This is a genomic window from Jannaschia rubra, from assembly GCF_001403735.1.
Lineage (GTDB): Bacteria > Pseudomonadota > Alphaproteobacteria > Rhodobacterales > Rhodobacteraceae > Jannaschia > Jannaschia rubra.
The window spans coordinates 288,104-305,170 of sequence record NZ_CXPG01000020.1 but is presented as its reverse complement, the minus strand read 5'-3'; the positions used below and the strand labels follow the sequence as shown (position 1 = coordinate 305,170).

Genomic DNA, 17,067 nt, shown 5'->3' with positions numbered 1-17,067 from the left:
CGCCCGCCTACCCCATCCCGTCGCGGGTTTGAAGATCGAAGCCGATGCGCCGGGCGCGCACCCTGCGGCCCACCATCACGTCCTCGACCGGGCCTTCGTCGATGCCTCCGTGCGACAGATAGAAGGCCCGTGCCCGCGGGTTCGATTCCAGCACGGTCAGATAGGCGCGGTCGAACCCCGCTTGCCGCAGCGCGACCTTCATCGCCAGAAGCAGCTTGCCGCCCGTCCCGCCGCCCCGAAGCTCCGGCCGGATGTGCAGGTTGTCGATCAGCGGCGGATCGCGGTCGAGAATCGCGCAGGCGAAGCCGGTGAGTTCGGTGTCGGTATAGGCCACCAGCGTCAGCTCCGGTCTGTCGAAACTGCGCGCCGCCCACTTCGCGTCCATGTCGCGCGCCAGCCCGTCCGCCATGTAGTCCGCCGGCAGTTCCGCCCCGTAACTATCGCGCCAGGACGCCAGATGCAGGTCGCGGATCGCCTGCCGGTCGGCGGGGGTCGCTCGCCGGATCATGCCGGGACCACCGGATCGCCCAGCGCAACGGTGCCCGGACGCACGACCGACGCGCACCAGCCGCCATGGTGGCGAACGGCGGAATACCCGCCCCCGCCCAGTGTCTCCTCCATCCGCGAACAGGGCGCGCAGGGGCCTTCCAGATGCAGGACACAGGTGCCGATGCGGATGTCGCCGCCGCGCAACGCCGCGAGGTTGATGCCCGAGACGACAAGGTTGCGGCGGAGGTTTTCCGGTGTAACAGGCCCGGCGCAGAGCGCGCCGATCACCGGCAGGTGTTCGGACTGGATCAGCGTCACGGCGCGCTTGCCGGGGCTGGGATGCCGGTCGGCGGAAAGGCCCCGCTCCTCCACCTCGGCACGGTCGACCGGGACCATCGGTTCGCGGCGCGCGGGACGCAGGCCGATCCAGTCGAGGCGACCGTCGCGCGTATGCGTGGCCATCAGATCCCTCAGGGTTCGCATGAAGGCGCCTTTCGCAACGGACGTCAGCCCAGTCGACCGAAGACCTGCGCCAGAAGCCGCGCGAGTTCCTCGGCGTCGGTCCGGGTGAAGGCATCCGGTCGGTTGCTGTCGATGTCGAAAACGCCGATCATCCGACCCGTCGCATCGAACACCGGAAGCACCAGTTCCGACCGGGTGGAGGACGCGCAGGCGATGTGGCCCGGAAAGGCATCGACGTCGGGGACGAGTTGAACCTGACCGGTTCGCGCCGCGGCCCCGCAGACGCCCCGGTCGAAAGGGATGACCAGACAGCCGTGCCCGCCCTGATACGGGCCGATCTTCAGAAGGTCCGGCGCCACGACGCGGTAGAACCCCGTCCAGTCGAAACGGTCGTCGGCGTGGTGCACCTCGCAGGCGACGGTGGCCATGAGGGCGACAGGGTCGTCCTCGCCTTCGGTGAGCGAAGCGACGGCCGCGTGGAGTGTGGGGTAATCCACCATGACCGCCGAGCGGGGATGCGCCGTTTCGCTGTCGAGTCGTGTCATCTGACCCTGTTCACCTTCTGGTAAGACCTCGGCCGTACCCTGCCAGCCGATCGCCCGGGATTCCAGTGGGCGCTGCAACGGGCGGAGGTGGACATGGATATCGACAGTCGGGTCGAGGACGGGATGCTCGTGCTGACCGTCCGGTCGCCGCGCCTCGACGCGGCGCGGGCGGTAACGTTCAAGGAATGCGTGCACAGCCTGCTGCGAGCGGATGCGGAGCGCGTGGTGATCGACATGGCGGAGGTCGACTTTCTCGACAGCAGCGGCCTCGGCGCCCTTGTCGCGGTGATGAAGATGCTGGGCGGCGGCCGGCGGCTGGAGCTTGCGAACTGCGGGGCCATCGTCCGCAAGGTGCTGATGCTGACGCGCATGGACGGTGTCTTCGTACTGCACGACACGCTGCCCCCGGGGCCGCACCGGGGCCGGACGGCGGCCTGATGGGGCCTGCGATGTCGGAGGAGGTGGTGCGACTCCGTCTTCGGGCGACCCCGGACGGCGTCAGCACGGAACTCGACCGGCTTCGTGGCCTCCTTTCGGCGCGGGGCTTCGATGCGGCGCTGGGCGCGAACGTCGCAATCGTCCTGGGCGAGATCCTCAACAACATCGTGGAACATGCGCTTGCCGGGCGGGACGATGCCTGGATCGCGTTGAAGGTGCGGCGCCATGCCGGCTGCCTGCATGTCGAGACGCGGGACGAGGGGCGTCCCCTGCCGCCCGGCCTGCTGACCTCGGGCGACCTGCCGCGGCATGGAACCACGACGGAAGATCTGCCCGAGGGCGGCTTCGGTTGGTTCATCATCCACAGCCTGACCGACGACATGGTCTATGAACGCGCGGAGGGACAGAACCGGCTGAGCTTTTCGCTCTGCGGGCAGACGGACAGACCGCCGGCCGGGGCCGTCATTCACTGAGCCTGGACAGATTGTGGACCGGGTCCGCGCCTTCGTCGGGGGCCCTCTCCCTGAAGGGGAAGCCGGTCGCGGCTTCCCCCCTTGTCTCAGACGTTGAAGCGCAAGGGCGAAATGTTCCGGAACAGGCCTGTCTGGCGAAGCTGGTCGAGCACGCCGGCGGACGGCTGTTCGTCGAGATAGAGAAGCGCGATCGCATCCTTGTCCCTGTCCGACCGGCCCAGGGTGAAGTTCGCGATGTTCACGCCGTTCTTGCCCATGGTCACCCCAAGCGCACCGATGATGCCGGGCTCGTCATGGTTGGTGGTATAGAGCATGTGCTCGCCCACTTCGGCGTCGATGTTGATGCCCTTGATCTGGATGAATCGCGGCTTGCCGTCCGAAAAGACGGTTCCGGCGACGGACCGTTCGCGCCGGTCCGTCCGGACCACCAGCTTGATATAGCCGTCGAAGGCCCCTGTCTTGTCCTGCCGCGTCGTGCTGATCTCGACCCCCCGCTCGCGCGCGACGAGGGGAGCGGACACCATGTTCACGTCCGGGTTGGTGGCCTTCATCACCCCTGCTATCGCCGAACAGTTCAGCGCGTCGAGGTTCATCGCGGCCACCGACCCGTTATAGATGACCTCGATCGCCTGGATCGGCTCGTCCGTCATCTGCCCGACGAAGGCGCCCAAGTGCTCCGCGACCTTCAGCCAGGGGCCCATCACCTTGGCCTCCTCCGCGGTGACCGACGGCATGTTGAGCGCGTTCGTCACCGCACCCGTGAGCAGGTAGTCCGACATCTGCTCGGCCACCTGAAGGGCCACGTTCTCCTGGGCCTCGGTGGTCGCGGCGCCCAGATGGGGTGTCACGACGACGTTGGGCAGGTTGAACAACGGAGATGCGGTCGCGGGCTCGGTGGCGAAGACGTCGAAGGCCGCGCCCGCCACATGGCCGGATTTCAACGCCTCGGCCAGCGCCTCCTCGTCCACCAGCCCGCCGCGCGCGCAGTTGACGATGCGAACGCCGGGCTTCGTCTTCGCGATGTTCTCGGCCGACAGGATGTTCTTCGTCTGGTCGGTCAGCGGGACGTGCAGGGTGATGAAATCTGCGCGCTTCAGCAGGTCGTCCAGTTCGACCTTCTCGACCTGCAACTGCGTCGCCCGCTCCTCCGACAGGAAGGGATCGTAGGCCACCACCTTCATGCGAAGCGCGCGCGCCCGGTCGCAGACGATGCCGCCGATGTTGCCGGCGCCGATTACGCCCAGGGTCTTGCCGGACAGCTCAACCCCCATGAAGCGCGACTTCTCCCACTTTCCGGCATGGGTCGAGGCGTTCGCCTCGGGGATCTGCCGGGCGACGGCGAACATCATGGCGATGGCGTGTTCTGCGGTCGTGATCATGTTGCCGTAGGGCGTGTTCATCACGATCACGCCGCGCCGGCTGGCGGCATCCTTGTCGATGTTGTCGGTGCCGATCCCGGCACGTCCGACGACCTTGAGGTTGGGCGCGGCTGCGAGCAGCTTTTCGGTGACCTTGGTGGCGGAACGGATCGCCAGACCGTCATAGTCGCCTATGACCTGCGCCAGCCTGTCCTTGTCCTTGCCCAGCGAGGGGTCGAAGGTGACGTCGATGCTGCGGTCGCGGAAGATCTGGACGGCGGCGTCCGACAGGCTGTCGGAAATGAGAACCTTGGGGGCCATGGTGGGCTCCTTTGAAATCGGAAAAGGACGGTGGGGCGGCACGGCCGGCCCCGTGGACCAGGCGGCGCGCTCGGCGCGGTATGCCCATTCGACCCAGGGCAGGAGGGCCGCGACGTCCGCGGGCTCGACCGTCGAGCCGCACCAGATCCGCAAGCCCGCGGGCGCGTCGCGGTAGTTGGCAACGTCGAAGGCCACGCCCTCCGCCTCCAGCCGCCTGGCCACGCGCTTGGCGAAATCCTCCGGCAGGCTGTCGTCGGTGAACCGCAGGCAGACCGAAGTGGTGGACCGCGTGGCCGGATCGACGGCAAGGTTCGCGATCCAGTCGTGGCTGTCGCAGAAGTCCCAGATGTGGTGGGCGGAGGCATCGGCACGGGCGACCAGCCCCCGAAGACCCAGCGTTTCGGCCCAGTCGAGCGCGCGCAGATAGTCCTCCACGCAGAGCATGGAGGGGGTGTTGATCGTCTCGCCGCGGAAGATCCCCTCGATCAGCTTGCCGCCCTTGGTCAGGCGGAAGATCTTGGGCAGGGGCCAGGCCGGCGTGTAGGATTCGAGCCGCTCCACCGCACGGGGCGACAGGATCAGCATGCCATGCGCGCCTTCGCCGCCAAGCACCTTCTGCCAGCTGAAGGTCGTCACATCGAGCTTGTCCCAGGGCAGGTCCATCGCAAAGGCGGCGCTGGTCGCATCGCAAAGGGTCAGACCGCCCCGGTCGTCCGCGATCCAGTCCGCATCCGGCACGCGGACGCCAGACGTGGTGCCATTCCAGGTGAAGCAGATGTCGCGGTCGGAATCGATGGAGAGGTCGGGTAGATGGCCGTAGTCGGCGGTCCGCACCTCGACGTCGAGGTGGAGTTGCTTCACCGCATCCGTGACCCAGCCCGAGCCGAAGGATTCCCACGCCAGCATGGTGACGGGGCGCGCGCCCAGCATCGTCCACATCGCCATTTCATAGGCGCCGGTGTCGGACGCCGGCACGATGCCGATACGGTAGTCCTCGGGCACGCCCAGCAGAACGCGGGTGCGGTCGATGGCGGATTGCAGCTTTGCCTTGCCCGCGGCGGCGCGGTGGCTGCGGCCCAGCGGCGCGTCGGACAGATCGGTCAGGGAAAAGCCCGGATGCTTGGCGCAGGGGCCGGACGAGAAACGCGGATTGACCGGCCGCGTGGCCGGGGTCGTCAGATCGCTCATGCTATCCTTCCAGATAAGCGCCCTTCGTTGGGGAAGGGTGTCCCGCCGACATGGCTAATGCCGGTCGGGGGGTCGCGCAAGCCGGATAATGCGGCTAAGGCGCCGCAAATGCCGCGCGACGTCCAACTTGGGAAAGCCTATGTTCACGACCGTCCTGACCTGTTCGCCGGATAGGCCCCGGATCGACGCCACCCTGATGGAGGCATTGTGCAACGGCTGGGGCGGCGGATCGGCGCGGTGGCTGGCGCGCGGAGTGGCGGCGGAGTTCGACATGGACCGCTTGCCCGACACGCTGGAAGCCACGCGCGCCGACATGGATGCGATGGGCGTGGACCTGAACGTCTTGGCTACGCAGGAGCGGCGCAAGCGCCTGTTGCTGGCGGACATGGACAGCACGATGATCCGTCAGGAGTGCATCGACGAACTGGCGGACGAGGCGGGCGTGGGTGCCCATGTGGCCGCGATCACGGCGCGGGCCATGAACGGCGAGGTCGACTTCGAGGGCGCGCTGCGCGAACGGGTCGCGCTGCTGGCCGGGTTGAATGCGACGGTGATCGACCGGGTGTTGCAGGACCGCATCACACTGATGCCTGGCGGCCGGACTCTTGTCGCCACGATGAAGGCGCAGGGCGCCACGGCAGCGCTGGTGTCCGGGGGCTTCACCGCCTTCACCGATGCCGTCGCGGCGAAGCTGGGCTTCGACTGGAGCCGCGCCAACACCCTCCTGGTCGAGGACGGTGTCCTGACCGGCGCGGTTGCCGAGCCGATCCTCGGACGGCAGGCCAAGGTCGACGCGCTGGTGCAGCTTTGCGCGGACCTGCGGATCGCCGAGGAGGACGCGATCGCCGTGGGCGACGGGGCCAACGATCTGGGCATGCTTGGCCGCGCCGGTCTGGGCGTCGCGCTGCACGCAAAGCCGGCCGTGCAGGCGCAGGCCGGATGTCGGATCAACCATGGCGACCTGACAGCGCTGCTGTATCTGCAGGGCTATCACGAGGACGATTTCGTTGCCTGAAGTCACCTTCGACCTGCTGGGCCTTTTGGTCATGGCCGCGGTCTTCGCGGGTTTCGTCGATTCCATTGCGGGTGGCGGAGGGCTCATCACCCTGCCCGCGCTGGTCCTTGCAGGCGCACCGCCGGTCACGGCGATCGCCACGAACAAGGTGCAGGGGGTCTTCGGCGCCGTCAGCGCGGCCGTGGCCTATGCCCGCCGCGGGCTGGTCGATCCGCGCAGACAGGTGCTTCCCGCTGCGATCGCCTTCGTGGCCAGCATCGGCGGCGCGCTCTGCGTGTCGTTGTTGCCGACGGACACGCTGCGGCTGGGGCTTCCGATCCTGTTGATCGCGGTCGCGGTGTTCTTCGCGCTCAAGCCCGGCATCGACGACCTGGACCGGGCGGAGCGCATGCGACCATTCGTGTTCAACATCACCGCCGTACCCGCCATCGCGGCCTACGACGGGCTGCTGGGGCCGGGCGCGGGGGCGTTCTACATGCTGGCCTTCGTGATGCTGTCGGGGCGCGGGGTCCTCAAGGCCACGGCGCACACGAAGCTCCTGAACGCGGCAAGCAATGCGGGCGGCCTTTGTGCCTTCGCGCTCATCGCGTCGCCCTGGTGGGTCACGGGGCTCTGCATGGGCGCGGGACAGATCCTTGGCGCGCAACTGGGTGCCCGGCTGGCGGCCGGGCGGGGCGCGCGCATCATCAAGCCGCTCCTGGTCGTCGTCACGACCGCCATGGCGCTGCGCATGATGTGGGACTGGCTCTAGAGACCGGCCTCGGCCTCGATCCGGGCGCGTGACTTGCGCTCCCGTTCGGTGGCAGACTTGAGCTGGCCGCAGGCGGCCATGATGTCCTCGCCCCGCGGCGTGCGGATCGGCGAGGCATAGCCCGCCTGCATCAGGATCGTCGCGAAAGCCCTGATGCGGTTGTTCGAACTGCGCCGGTAGGGCGCGCCGGGCCATTCGTTGAAGGGGATCAGGTTCACCTTGGCCGGAATCCCCTCGAGCAGGCCCACAAGGCGGCGCGCATCCTCGTCGCTGTCGTTCACCCCATCGAGCATGACGTATTCGAAGGTGATCCGCTCCGAATTGGACACCTTGGGATAGTCGCGCAGCGCATCCAGGAGAGTCGCGATGTTCCACCGCTTGTTTATCGGCACCAGAGCGTCGCGCACCTCGTCCGTCGTCGCATGGAAGCTGACGGCCAGAAGGCAGCCGATCTCGCGCGCGGTGCGGGCGATCTTGGGCACGACGCCGGAGGTGGACAGCGTGATCCGGCGGCGGCCCAGCGCGATCCCCTCGCCGTCCATCACGATCTTCATGGCATCGCGGACGTTCTCGAAATTGTAGAGCGGCTCACCCATGCCCATCAGGACGATGTTCGACAGAAGCCGCCCCGTCGGGTCGTTCGGCGCGCCCTTCTCGGGCCATTCGCCCAGATCGTCACGCGCCAGCATCACCTGGCCGACAATCTCCGCAGACGTCAGGTTCCGCACCAGCTTCTGCGTGCCGGTGTGGCAGAAGCTGCACGTCAGGGTGCAGCCCACCTGGCTCGACACGCAGAGCGTTCCGCGGCCCTCCTCGGGGATGTAGACGACCTCGACCTCATGGCCGCCGTTGATCCGGACGAGGTACTTGCGTGTGCCGTCCTCCGACACCTGGCGCGTCACGACCTCGGGCAGTTCGATCACGAAGGTCTCGGCCAGCTTCGCGCGGAACTCCTTGGCGAGGTTGGTCATCTGCGCAAAGTCCCGCACCCCCCAGTGATAAAGCCACTGCCAAACCTGGTTGACCCGCATCTTCGCCTGCCGCTCGGGCGTGCCCATGGCGATCAGCGCATCGCGCATCGCCTCGCGGGTCATGCCGATCAGGTTCGGGCGCGCGCCCTCCGCCTGCTTGCGCGGAAGGGTCATCACGTCCTGCGTCACGGGCGCGGTGACGGGCTGTCGTGGCGCATCGGTCATGGCGTCCTCCGGAGCGCGGGGTCTGAAACGGGTACGGGCGCCCCATATAGAGGCGCCCGTGCCGAATTACCAACAGGAACGGATCAGCCGCCGCAACGCTTCTCCGCGTCGGCGACCGCGGCGGTGAAGCCCAAGAGGCTGAAGGTGTCCTCGGTCTGGGTGCCCCGGCCGGAGCGGCCCGTCACCTTGGCGTCGGACCCGCGCTTCATCGCGTTGATGATCCGCTCGTCATCGGCGGGGGATGCAGCCCAGGCCAGTTCGCCGTCGGTGAACATCTCGAACCTGTCGGATCCCACCTCGATCGTCACGGTCGATCCCTCGGCATAGGGATATCCGCCGGTCGCCGAAACCTCGCCCTTCTTCTCCGCGCCGGGCCAGTAGCTGACGAACAGGCGGATGTCGCCCCGCTGCGCGGCGACTTCGCGACCATCGCGGCTGTTGCGGATGGATTTGGGTGCCGAGACGATCCAGCACTGGGTGGGATTGTCCTCGACGAAGACGGACCAGTCCGTCTCGGTGTTGACGCGGTTGGCGCTGTCCTGGGCCGCAGCCGGAAGCGCCGTCACGGCAAGAAGCGCGCCGAGGGAAAGGAATCGGCCGATCGCCTTGAATGTCATCTGTGTCTGCCTCTGTCTCATCATCTGCGGACCCGGCTGCCCGGTTGGCCCGGACTTGAAACCCCGGACGCACGTGGTTCCCAATATTGCGGCGAGATGGTAGCGCAGCAAGGTACCGGTCGAAACCCCGACCGGCAACTTTCCGCGCAGGAGGCACGATCATGACCGAAGTGAACGAAGGTGCCGTCGATCTCGTGGAGATGATCCGGGGCGGGCGTGTCGAATCCGTGCATCGGGGACATGCGGTGATCTGCGACGGAGCCGGCGAAATCGTCGAAGCCTGGGGCGATCCGTCGGTCATCATCTATCCGCGGTCGTCCTGCAAGATGATGCAGGCGCTGCCGCTGCTCGAATCGGGAGCGGGACGCGACCTGACGCAGCGGCAGCTCGCCTTGGCCTGCGCGTCGCATCAGGGGGCCGCGGTGCATACGAGTACCGTCGCGGCCTGGCTGCACGATCTGGGACTGGGCGAGAGCGATCTGCGATGCGGGGCGCATATGCCCTATTCCGACGATGCGAAGGCCGACCTGATCCGCGCGGGCGAGGCTGCCTGCCAGTTGCACAACAACTGCTCCGGCAAGCATGCGGGGTTCCTGACCCTGTCGCGCCATCTGGGAGCGGGCCCGGATTATGTCGAGCCGGACCATCCCGTGCAGCTTGCCGTCCGCCGCGCCTTCGAGGAGGTGACGGGGATGGAAAGCCCCGGATACGGCATCGACGGCTGTTCGGCCCCGAACTTCGCCACCCGGCTCGACGCTCTGGGCGCGGCCATGGGCCGGTTCGCCCGCGCCCGCGAAGGCGGCAACCCGCGCGAGGATGCGATGGCCCGGCTGACGGCGGCCATGGCGGCCGAGCCGGTTCTGGTGGCGGGCGAAGGCCGCGCCTGCACGGACCTCATGCGCGCGATGGGGGGCAAGGCAGCCGTCAAGACGGGTGCCGAAGCCGTGTTCATCGCCATCATTCCGGAACTGGACCGCGGCATCGCCGTCAAGATCGTGGACGGTGGCACCCGCGCGTCGGAAGCGGTGATTGCCACGCTTCTGGTCAGGCTGGGTGTCTTGCCGGCGGAGGCGCCGGTGGCCCGCCGTCTGACGCAAGGCCCGATCACCAATGCGCGGGGCAAGGTGACCGGCGGCTACGAGGTGCGGCTGGCCTGATCCAGCGCGGCGGTCAGGGCGGTCAGCAGATCCCCCTTGTCCACCGGTTTGGTCAGATGCGCCACGAAGCCCGTGTCGCGCAGCCGCGCCCCCATGTCCTCGCCCGCATGGGCGGTCAGCGCGAGCATCGGCACCGGGTTGCGCCCCTGTTCGGCATCGAGGGCGCGCATGGCCCGGGCGGCGCCGAACCCGTCGAGGCCCGGCATGGAGATGTCGAGGACGACGGCATCGGGCCGGTGGCGCCCGTAAGCCTCGACCGCCTGCAAGCCGTCCGCCACGAGGTCGAGATCATACGCCCCGTCGCGCAGCATCCGGTCCAGAAGCAGCCGGTTCGTCCCGTTGTCGTCCGCCAGAAGCAGCCGGGGCCGCCGGATTGCGGGGAGCGGGTCGTCCGCAGCCAGGGCCGCCAGAAGCTCGCGTCCGGCGAAAGGTACGGCGACCACGGCATCGGCGCGTTCAGCGACCTGCGGCACAGCATCCGCAATGGGACCCAGCAGGACAAGGCGGGTGGATGCTCCCGTTCGTTCCATGACATCGGACTGCGCCTGCGGCGTCAGGGACAGCGGCAGGATCACGACGGCCTCCTCCGTCGAGACGGTGCGCGCGACGTCCACCCCGGCGGCTGAAAGGGCGGCAGCGGCCATTTCCGCCTGCGCACCGCCACCCTCTGGCAGGGCCACGCGGGACGGCAGGAACGGGTCGGGATCGGAGGTGCCCGCGTGGGGCAGCGGAACGGACAGGATGAACGTGGCGCCGTCCCCTTCCCTGCTGTCGATGGTCAGCGTCCCGCCCATCCGCTGGGCCAACCCGCGCGAGATCGTCAACCCCAGCCCCGTGCCTTCGCGGGCCGGGCGGTCGGCTTCGGCCATCTGCTCGAAGACTCCGAAGATGGTCTCATGGCTTTCCGCCGGGATGCCCGGCCCGGTGTCGCGGACGGCGATGGCGACCTGCGCCGGCTCGCCTTCACCCACGTCCACTGTGACCGTGACCGAGCCCGAGTCCGTGAACTTGAGCGCATTCCCAAGCAGGTTCATCACGATCTGACGCAGCCGTCCCGCGTCGCCCGCGAACATCGTCCGCGCCCCGAGCGGGTAATCCATGGCCATTTGCACATCCGGCGCCGCGGACGCCATGGCGAGCCTCAGGCAGTCGGTCAGCAGTGCTTCCAGGTCGAGCGGCGCGATCCGCAGATCGAGCCGCCCCGCCTCGATCCGCGAGACATCGAGTGTATCGTTGACGATCACCAGAAGCGCCTCGGCCGAATCGCGGATCGTCCGCGCGTAGAGCACCGTTTCCGCATCCTCTGCCCGATCGACCAGCATCCGGGACAGACCCAGGACGCCGTTCATCGGCGTTCGGATCTCATGGCTCATCCGCGCCAGGAACTCCGCCTTGGCGCGAGCGGTCTGTTCGGCGGTGTCGCGGGCGGCGGTGAGCGAGCTCTCGCGCTGCCGGTGTTCCGTGATGTCGAGCGCCAGTGACACCAGATCTCCATCCGGGGCGCGGCGGTCCTGAAACCTCAGCACACGGCCATCGTAGTGATGCAGCACCAGCGGCTCGATCACGGGGGCGTCCCAGCGGGCGACCTGTTCGGCGGCCCATTCGGCGGGGCTCAGGTCGCCGATGTCGAATGCGCCCTCGTCCGCCGCCATCTCGAATATCTCGGTCGCATGAGCCCCCGGGCCGATCTCGGACGTCGCGTCGAACAGGTCGAGGTAGACGCTGTTGGCCGCGACGAGGTGCCCCCTGACATCGAACAGCGCAAAACCGTCGCGCATCGTCTCGAGCGCGTGCCAGAGCCTTCGCCGCGCGCGGTCGGCGCGGTCCGCCGCCTCCTTGCGCTGGGCCAGGAGAGCGTGCTGACGCTCCGTCAGGGACAGGTTCTGGTCGCGTTCCGCGAGATAGCGCCGCGACAGGCGATCGGCGTTCGCCACCAGCGCGGAATGCGCTCGCGCGAGCTCCCGACGCGTATGGTCGAGCGTTCGTTCCGCCGCCAACCTGCGACGTCGTTCATCGAGATACATCGCATCGGGAACCGCACCATCCATCCCGGAACTCGCCCTCGCCACCTGCGCCCCGTGGGGCAACCGGCGTCCTGCCTTGCAGGTGAAGGTGAAGATCGAATTAAACGGACGGGGCGCCGGTCAGTTCAGGTCGACCTGCAAGGGGTATTGCCGCCCGTCGAAAGCGCCGAACAGGTCGTCGATGTCGGGATGAGTCACCGGCTCGCCAGTGCGGTCGGGCACGAGGTTCTGCTCCGAGACGTAGGCCACATAATAGCTCTCGTCGTTTTCCGCGAGCAGGTGATAGAACGGCTGATCCCGCCGGGGCCGGCTGTCGCGGGGGATGGCGTCGTACCATTCCTCGCTGTTGGAAAAGACGGCATCGACGTCGAAGATGACGCCGCGGAACGGATGCTTCCTGTGGCGCACGACTTCGCCCAGCGCGTATTTCGCTTCGTTTTTCAGCATCGGACTGCCCTTTTCCCTGTTCGATACTACCCTCGCAACCTCCGGATTGTAAATCGGCGCCCGCCTGATTCGGTGGAAACACTGTGTGAATCCGCCCCACACAGTCGGCCCTGGGGGACGTGCCGGTGGGATGGGTCCGTCGTGAATGTTCCCGACCGCGGACGGGATCGAATGGGCGGTCTTCACCGGTTTGCGGTGTTCTTCGTCTGATCCGATTGGCACGCGGGTCTGATCTGGTGTAGGCTACGATCAAAATCGGCAACGAACGACCGGGCAGTGATTCATGAAAAGACTTCTGCAGATCTCCTGTCTGCTCGTTCTGGCCGCCTGTGGCGGAGGCGGAAGCGGCAGTGCTCCTCGTAACCTCGACGATGCCTGCGCCATCCTGTCGCAACGTCCGGGCTACCTGCGGGCTTTCCGCGCGACGGAGCGCAAGTGGGGCGTTCCTGTCCACGTGCAGATGGCGACCATCTATCAGGAGTCGAAGTTCATATCGGACGCGCGGACCCCGCTGCGTTACTCCCTCGGCGTCATTCCCGTCGGTCGGCAGAGCAGCGCCTTCGGCTATTCCCAGGCGCTCGATGGAACCTGGAAGGAGTATCAGGAAAAGCACGGCGGTCGTCGCAAGAAGCGCGACAACATCAACGATGCGACCGACTTCATGGGCTGGTACATGGCCGAGACGCAGCGGACGCTGGGCATCTCGCTCGCCGATGCGCGCAATCAATACCTGGCCTATCACGATGGGCGGAATGGCTACCGCCGGGGCACCTATAACTCCAAGCCCTGGCTTGTCCGCATCGCGGGCGAGATCGAGACGCGCGCGGCGATGTACCAGCAGCAGCTTCCCCGCTGCCGCTGAGTCCGCAGGGTCATTCGCCCTTGGAAAGGGACCGCCAGATCGTCTCCGCCAGACCCGTCTGACCGCTGGACGCGACTGATTCGGCCTGGGCTTGCCGCAGGAAGCTGTCGAACTGCGTCGCCCCACCCCCCGCGGGCGAAGGGGATCCCGTGCCCGATACCCGCAACAATTCCGCGAACAGGAACGCCTCCAGTTCGACGGCCTGGGCGCGGAGCGGGTCCTCACGCGGGTCGGGGGGTCTGGCGGCAGGCAATGCGTCGATCTGCATCGGAGGTCCTTTCGATCCGGTCGATTCGGAATTGATCATGGCGGGGTAAAGGATTCGGTAACGCGAAGGCTTTAGGTCCGGTGGGGAGAGATGATTCCCGACCGCCGGAGGGGCGATGACGCCAGATTTCCTGCCGATGTCCGGCCCCGCCCGTCCGGCAAGCGCATCGCCGTCGGCGACCGGTCCCTCCGATGGACGGACGTCCGATCCGTCAGCGTTCCGCTTTCTCGTGGAGGACCGCTCTCCCGGGGAGCCCAGCCTCCGGGACGAAACGTCGGATGAGGATACGGAAGACGCCGCGACGGATCCGCTGGCCGAATTGATGGCGGGCACTACCGGAGACGGCGAGCTGCCCGAATGGTTCGTCCAGGCCCTGGCAGGACCGCGCCCCGGCGCGACGACCGCGTCAGGCTCTGCAGAGGCAGGGGAAGTCGTGGTCCCACTCGCGGGAAACGCGGGCGTGAAGGCTTTCGGCACCGCTTCGCATCACATGCCCCCTGCCGGTATCTCGAGCGGGGAGGAGGCGCTGGACGCCCTGCCGGCGATGCTCTCGGCGGAAGGCGACGGCCCATCGATACAGTCCGACGACCCTGTCCCCTCGCCGACGAAGAACGTCGGCGAGGGGAACGCCACCAACCGGATCGCCGATCTGCTTGCCACGTTCGCCGCGTCCGACCCGTCCGCCGCCCCTGCCTTGTCCGCCTCGACAATCCCGGACAGCCTGTCGGAGATCGGCCCTCAGGCCCTTGCCAGTCTGCCCGCCTTGTCAGCCGAGGGCGCTTCGCCTCCACCCTCGGTCCCACTCTCGGGCCTGCGCGACGTCCTCGCCCGGCAGGTGCAGGCGCTCGCCGCCGAAGCCTCGACCACGCGGGGGGCCGATGGAAGCCTGTCCACGGAACTGGAACTTGCGCCTGCGGAACTCGGCAAGCTGCGCATCGTCCTGCAGACCGGCGAACGGGGCCTGCACCTGACGGTCGCGGTGGAACGACCGGAATCGCTTGATGCCGTGAGACGGCACCTGGACGGCTTGCATCGATCGCTCCTCGCGGACGGCGTCACGCTGGACGGCATCGACATCGGGGCGGAAAACCACGGCCGGGGCGGCGAACGGACGGTCCCTGGCCATGAAGCGCCAGGGCGCATCGGCAGCCCCGATGAAGACGGCCCTCCGCCGCCGCCCGCCGACATTCGCCTGCGAAGACCCGTCGCCGACGGCCGTCTCGACCTCAGCCTCTAGGAGCACCTTCATGGATGTCACCGCACCGACCCTCGGGTCCGCCGCCACCGCCTCGATCGCCGCTCCCGCATCGGGGACGTCGCCCACGTCGGACTTCGACACTTTCCTGCGTCTGCTGACGGCGCAGATCCGCAATCAGGACCCGCTGGAGCCTGCGGACTCCACCGCCTACACGGCACAGCTCGCCACTTTTTCGAACGTGGAGCAGTCGGTGAAGACGAACGACCTGCTGTCTCAGATGATCCAGCGGCTCGACAGCCAGCAGGTCAGCGGCGCGGCCGGCTGGATCGGGATGGAAGTGCGGCACGCGGGGCCGGTCGCGCACGATGGCGGCTCCACCGTCCTGCATGCGAAGGTCAACCCGGTTGCCGACCGCGCGGAACTGGTCATCATGGGCATCGACGGCAAGGAGGTCGCGCGCCACCCAATCGACCCCAAGGCCGAAACGCTCCGCTGGCCCGCCAGCGGACAGGGCGGGACAGTGCCGGCCGGTCAATATCGTCTGCACGTCGATGCCTGGGCGGGGGACCGGCAGCTCGAGCCCACGACCGTGGACCACTACGCGCGCGTCACCGAAGTCGTCCTGGCCAACGGCGGCGCCGAAATGATCCTGCCCGGCGGCGTGCGCCTGCCCGCGGGTGACATGCAGTCGATCCGGCGGCCCGCCACCTGAGCTTCGGTCACGCCAGGGCGACCAGCCCCCAGACGAGCGCCACGGTAAACGCGCCGGCGGCGAACCAGATGCCGCCCTGCACACGGGGCTTCCGGTCGGCCCCATCCAGCGGCGCGCGGTCGGGGCGATGGCGCACCAGGGCCGCCTCCACCGCGCGGGGCAGGTGGGGACCGAAGCGTGCCATGACGCGGACCGTCCGAGCCAGATCGCGAGCGAAGGCCTGAGGCCCGAGGTTTCCGCGGATGTAGCTTTCGACCTCGGGGCGTGCGGCCTGCCAGATGTTCATGTGCGGGTTGAGCGTGCGTGCCACGCCTTCGACCACCACCATCGTGCGTTGCAGCAGGATCAGTTCGGTCCGCGTCTCCATGCCGAACCTCTCCGTCACCTCGAACAGATAGGACAGGAGCCGCCCCATCGAGATGCGCGAGGAATCCATCCCGAAGATCGGTTCGCCCACCGAGCGGAGCGCCTGCGCGAACAGGTCGATGTCGCGGTCCGGGGGCACATAACCGGCCTCGAAGTGCACTTCGGCCACGCGGCGGTAGTCCTTGCGGATGAAGCCCATCAGGATCTCGGCGTAGACCCGGCGGGTGTATTCGTCGAGGCGACCCATGATGCCGAAGTCGAGCGCCACGATGTCGCCGTTGGGAGCGACCTTCAAGTTTCCCTGATGCATGTCGGCGTGGAAATATCCGTCACGCAGCGCGTGACGCAGGAACATCCGCATCACCCGGTCGGCCAGTGCGGCGCGATCATGGCCCGCCGCGTCCAGGGCGTCGACGTCGCCCATCGCGATCCCCTCGGCCCAGTCGAGCGTCATCACAGCGCGCCCCGACAGGGACCATTCCACCGCCGGCACCGAAAAACCTTCGTCCCGCGCGGTATTGGCGGCGAATTCGCCCGCCGCGGCGGCCTCGGTCCGCAGGTCCAGTTCCTGCTGCACGGTTTCGTCGAAATGGGCGATCACGTCCATCGGCCGAAGGCGCCGGGCCTGCGGTGACAGCCATTCGATCAGCCTGGCGGCCAGATAGAAGGCGTCGATATCGCGCCGGAACGCGCGGGCGATGCCGGGTCGCAGGACCTTGACTGCGACCTTGCGCCCGTCGGTCGCCAGCCGGGCCTGATGCACCTGAGCGATGGACGCGGCAGCCACAGGTTCCGAAAACTCCGAGAACAGGACGTCGACCGGCATCTCCAGGTCGACCTCGACCATGGCGCGCGCCTGCGCGGTGGGAAACGGCGGCAGCTTGTCCTGCAGGACGCGGAGCTGCATGGCGAGGTCGCTGCCCACGAAGTCCGGCCGCGTCGACAGGATCTGGCCCAGCTTGATGTAGCTAGGGCCAAGCGCCGTCAGCGCACGCGTGACCGGCGGCAAGGCCGGATCGCCGGAATAGCCCAGCCACTTGAACGGCCAGCCCAGCACCCGCGCCGCGATCCGCAGCTCGCGCGGCGCACTGGCCTGTTCGAGCACGACGTCCATCGCACCCGTCTTCTCGAAGGTGCCGGCGGTGCGGATCAACCGCCAGATGTTGTGGGGGCCCCTCAC

General features: G+C 67.8%; 18 protein-coding genes and 1 pseudogene. 8 read left to right on the top strand and 11 right to left on the bottom strand.

The features are described 5' to 3' along the window. Window positions 1-7: 7 nt before the first annotated feature. The 3 genes from JAN5088_RS11140 to msrC are packed head-to-tail and all read right to left on the bottom strand — an operon-like array spanning window position 8 to window position 1,496. Window positions 8-508, bottom strand: a complete 501-nt coding sequence (locus JAN5088_RS11140) for a GNAT family N-acetyltransferase (protein ID WP_055682881.1) — start codon at window positions 506-508, stop codon at window positions 8-10. Then, the gene (locus JAN5088_RS11135; protein WP_055682880.1) at window positions 505-972 is read right to left on the bottom strand and encodes an MOSC domain-containing protein; all 468 of its coding nucleotides are present in this window, start codon (window positions 970-972) and stop codon (window positions 505-507) included. The genes JAN5088_RS11140 and JAN5088_RS11135 overlap by 4 nt, the downstream gene beginning before the upstream one ends. Window positions 973-995: 23 nt before the next feature. Beyond that, window positions 996-1,496: a free L-methionine (R)-S-oxide reductase MsrC gene (msrC, locus tag JAN5088_RS11130; RefSeq protein ID WP_055682879.1), complete on the bottom strand. Its 501-nt coding sequence runs from the start codon at window positions 1,494-1,496 to the stop codon at window positions 996-998. Window positions 1,497-1,589: 93 nt separating this feature from the next. Between msrC and JAN5088_RS11125 the strand changes: the two genes are divergently transcribed. Both JAN5088_RS11125 and JAN5088_RS11120 read left to right on the top strand, forming a co-directional pair. After that, complete coding sequence (locus tag JAN5088_RS11125; protein WP_055682878.1) at window positions 1,590-1,934, top strand: STAS domain-containing protein; 345 nt, start codon at window positions 1,590-1,592, stop codon at window positions 1,932-1,934. 26 nt (window positions 1,935-1,960) lie between these two features. Then, the gene (locus JAN5088_RS11120; RefSeq protein ID WP_158448484.1) at window positions 1,961-2,407 is read left to right on the top strand and encodes an ATP-binding protein; all 447 of its coding nucleotides are present in this window, start codon (window positions 1,961-1,963) and stop codon (window positions 2,405-2,407) included. 86 nt (window positions 2,408-2,493) lie between these two features. Here the strand turns inward: JAN5088_RS11120 and serA are convergent, their stop codons facing one another. Both serA and JAN5088_RS19055 read right to left on the bottom strand, forming a co-directional pair. Further along, window positions 2,494-4,086: a phosphoglycerate dehydrogenase gene (gene serA, locus JAN5088_RS19060; protein ID WP_055683331.1), complete on the bottom strand. Its 1,593-nt coding sequence runs from the start codon at window positions 4,084-4,086 to the stop codon at window positions 2,494-2,496. A 60-nt stretch (window positions 4,087-4,146) separates the two neighbouring features. Beyond that, a pseudogene (locus JAN5088_RS19055) lies at window positions 4,147-5,274 on the bottom strand (phosphoserine transaminase); the annotation flags it as partial. Between the two features lie 139 nt (window positions 5,275-5,413). Between JAN5088_RS19055 and serB the strand changes: the two are divergent. Both serB and JAN5088_RS11105 read left to right on the top strand, forming a co-directional pair. Continuing rightward, on the top strand, window positions 5,414-6,289 hold the full coding sequence (gene serB, locus JAN5088_RS11110) for a phosphoserine phosphatase SerB (protein ID WP_055682876.1): 876 nt from the start codon (window positions 5,414-5,416) through the stop codon (window positions 6,287-6,289). After that, on the top strand, window positions 6,282-7,040 hold the full coding sequence (locus JAN5088_RS11105; protein ID WP_055682875.1) for a TSUP family transporter: 759 nt from the start codon (window positions 6,282-6,284) through the stop codon (window positions 7,038-7,040). The genes serB and JAN5088_RS11105 overlap by 8 nt, the downstream gene beginning before the upstream one ends. Here the strand turns inward: JAN5088_RS11105 and rlmN are convergent. Next, the gene (gene rlmN, locus JAN5088_RS11100) at window positions 7,037-8,236 is read right to left on the bottom strand and encodes a dual-specificity RNA methyltransferase RlmN (protein WP_055682874.1); all 1,200 of its coding nucleotides are present in this window, start codon (window positions 8,234-8,236) and stop codon (window positions 7,037-7,039) included. The genes JAN5088_RS11105 and rlmN overlap by 4 nt on opposite strands. A gap of 83 nt (window positions 8,237-8,319) precedes the next feature. Next, on the bottom strand, window positions 8,320-8,853 hold the full coding sequence (locus tag JAN5088_RS11095) for an invasion associated locus B family protein (RefSeq protein WP_055682873.1): 534 nt from the start codon (window positions 8,851-8,853) through the stop codon (window positions 8,320-8,322). Between the two features lie 161 nt (window positions 8,854-9,014). Between JAN5088_RS11095 and JAN5088_RS11090 the strand changes: the two genes are divergently transcribed. Beyond that, a complete protein-coding gene (locus JAN5088_RS11090) occupies window positions 9,015-10,010 on the top strand; it encodes an asparaginase (RefSeq protein WP_055682872.1) in 996 nt (331 codons plus the stop codon). Here the strand turns inward: JAN5088_RS11090 and JAN5088_RS11085 are convergent. Further along, on the bottom strand, window positions 9,989-12,058 hold the full coding sequence (locus tag JAN5088_RS11085; RefSeq protein WP_055682871.1) for an ATP-binding protein: 2,070 nt from the start codon (window positions 12,056-12,058) through the stop codon (window positions 9,989-9,991). The genes JAN5088_RS11090 and JAN5088_RS11085 overlap by 22 nt on opposite strands. Window positions 12,059-12,154: 96 nt before the next feature. Then, window positions 12,155-12,481 (bottom strand): heat shock protein HspQ, encoded by a 327-nt coding sequence (gene hspQ / locus JAN5088_RS11080; RefSeq protein ID WP_055682870.1) that lies wholly within the window; start codon window positions 12,479-12,481, stop codon window positions 12,155-12,157. Window positions 12,482-12,764: 283 nt separating this feature from the next. Between hspQ and JAN5088_RS11075 the strand changes: the two genes are divergently transcribed. Further along, a complete protein-coding gene (locus JAN5088_RS11075; RefSeq protein WP_055682869.1) occupies window positions 12,765-13,343 on the top strand; it encodes a transglycosylase SLT domain-containing protein in 579 nt (192 codons plus the stop codon). 10 nt (window positions 13,344-13,353) lie between these two features. Here the strand turns inward: JAN5088_RS11075 and JAN5088_RS11070 are convergent, their stop codons facing one another. Next, complete coding sequence (locus JAN5088_RS11070) at window positions 13,354-13,611, bottom strand: hypothetical protein (RefSeq protein ID WP_055682868.1); 258 nt, start codon at window positions 13,609-13,611, stop codon at window positions 13,354-13,356. 433 nt (window positions 13,612-14,044) lie between these two features. Here JAN5088_RS11070 and JAN5088_RS11065 point away from each other — a divergent pair, with 433 nt between their 5' ends. Together JAN5088_RS11065 and JAN5088_RS11060 are read left to right on the top strand one after the other, a co-directional pair. After that, the gene (locus JAN5088_RS11065; protein ID WP_158448483.1) at window positions 14,045-14,848 is read left to right on the top strand and encodes a flagellar hook-length control protein FliK; all 804 of its coding nucleotides are present in this window, start codon (window positions 14,045-14,047) and stop codon (window positions 14,846-14,848) included. A gap of 10 nt (window positions 14,849-14,858) precedes the next feature. After that, the gene (locus tag JAN5088_RS11060; protein WP_055682866.1) at window positions 14,859-15,521 is read left to right on the top strand and encodes a flagellar hook capping FlgD N-terminal domain-containing protein; all 663 of its coding nucleotides are present in this window, start codon (window positions 14,859-14,861) and stop codon (window positions 15,519-15,521) included. Window positions 15,522-15,528: 7 nt separating this feature from the next. On the opposite strand, the gene ubiB is transcribed toward JAN5088_RS11060, so the two are convergent. After that, window positions 15,529-17,067, bottom strand: a complete 1,539-nt coding sequence (gene ubiB, locus JAN5088_RS11055; protein ID WP_055682865.1) for a 2-polyprenylphenol 6-hydroxylase — start codon at window positions 17,065-17,067, stop codon at window positions 15,529-15,531.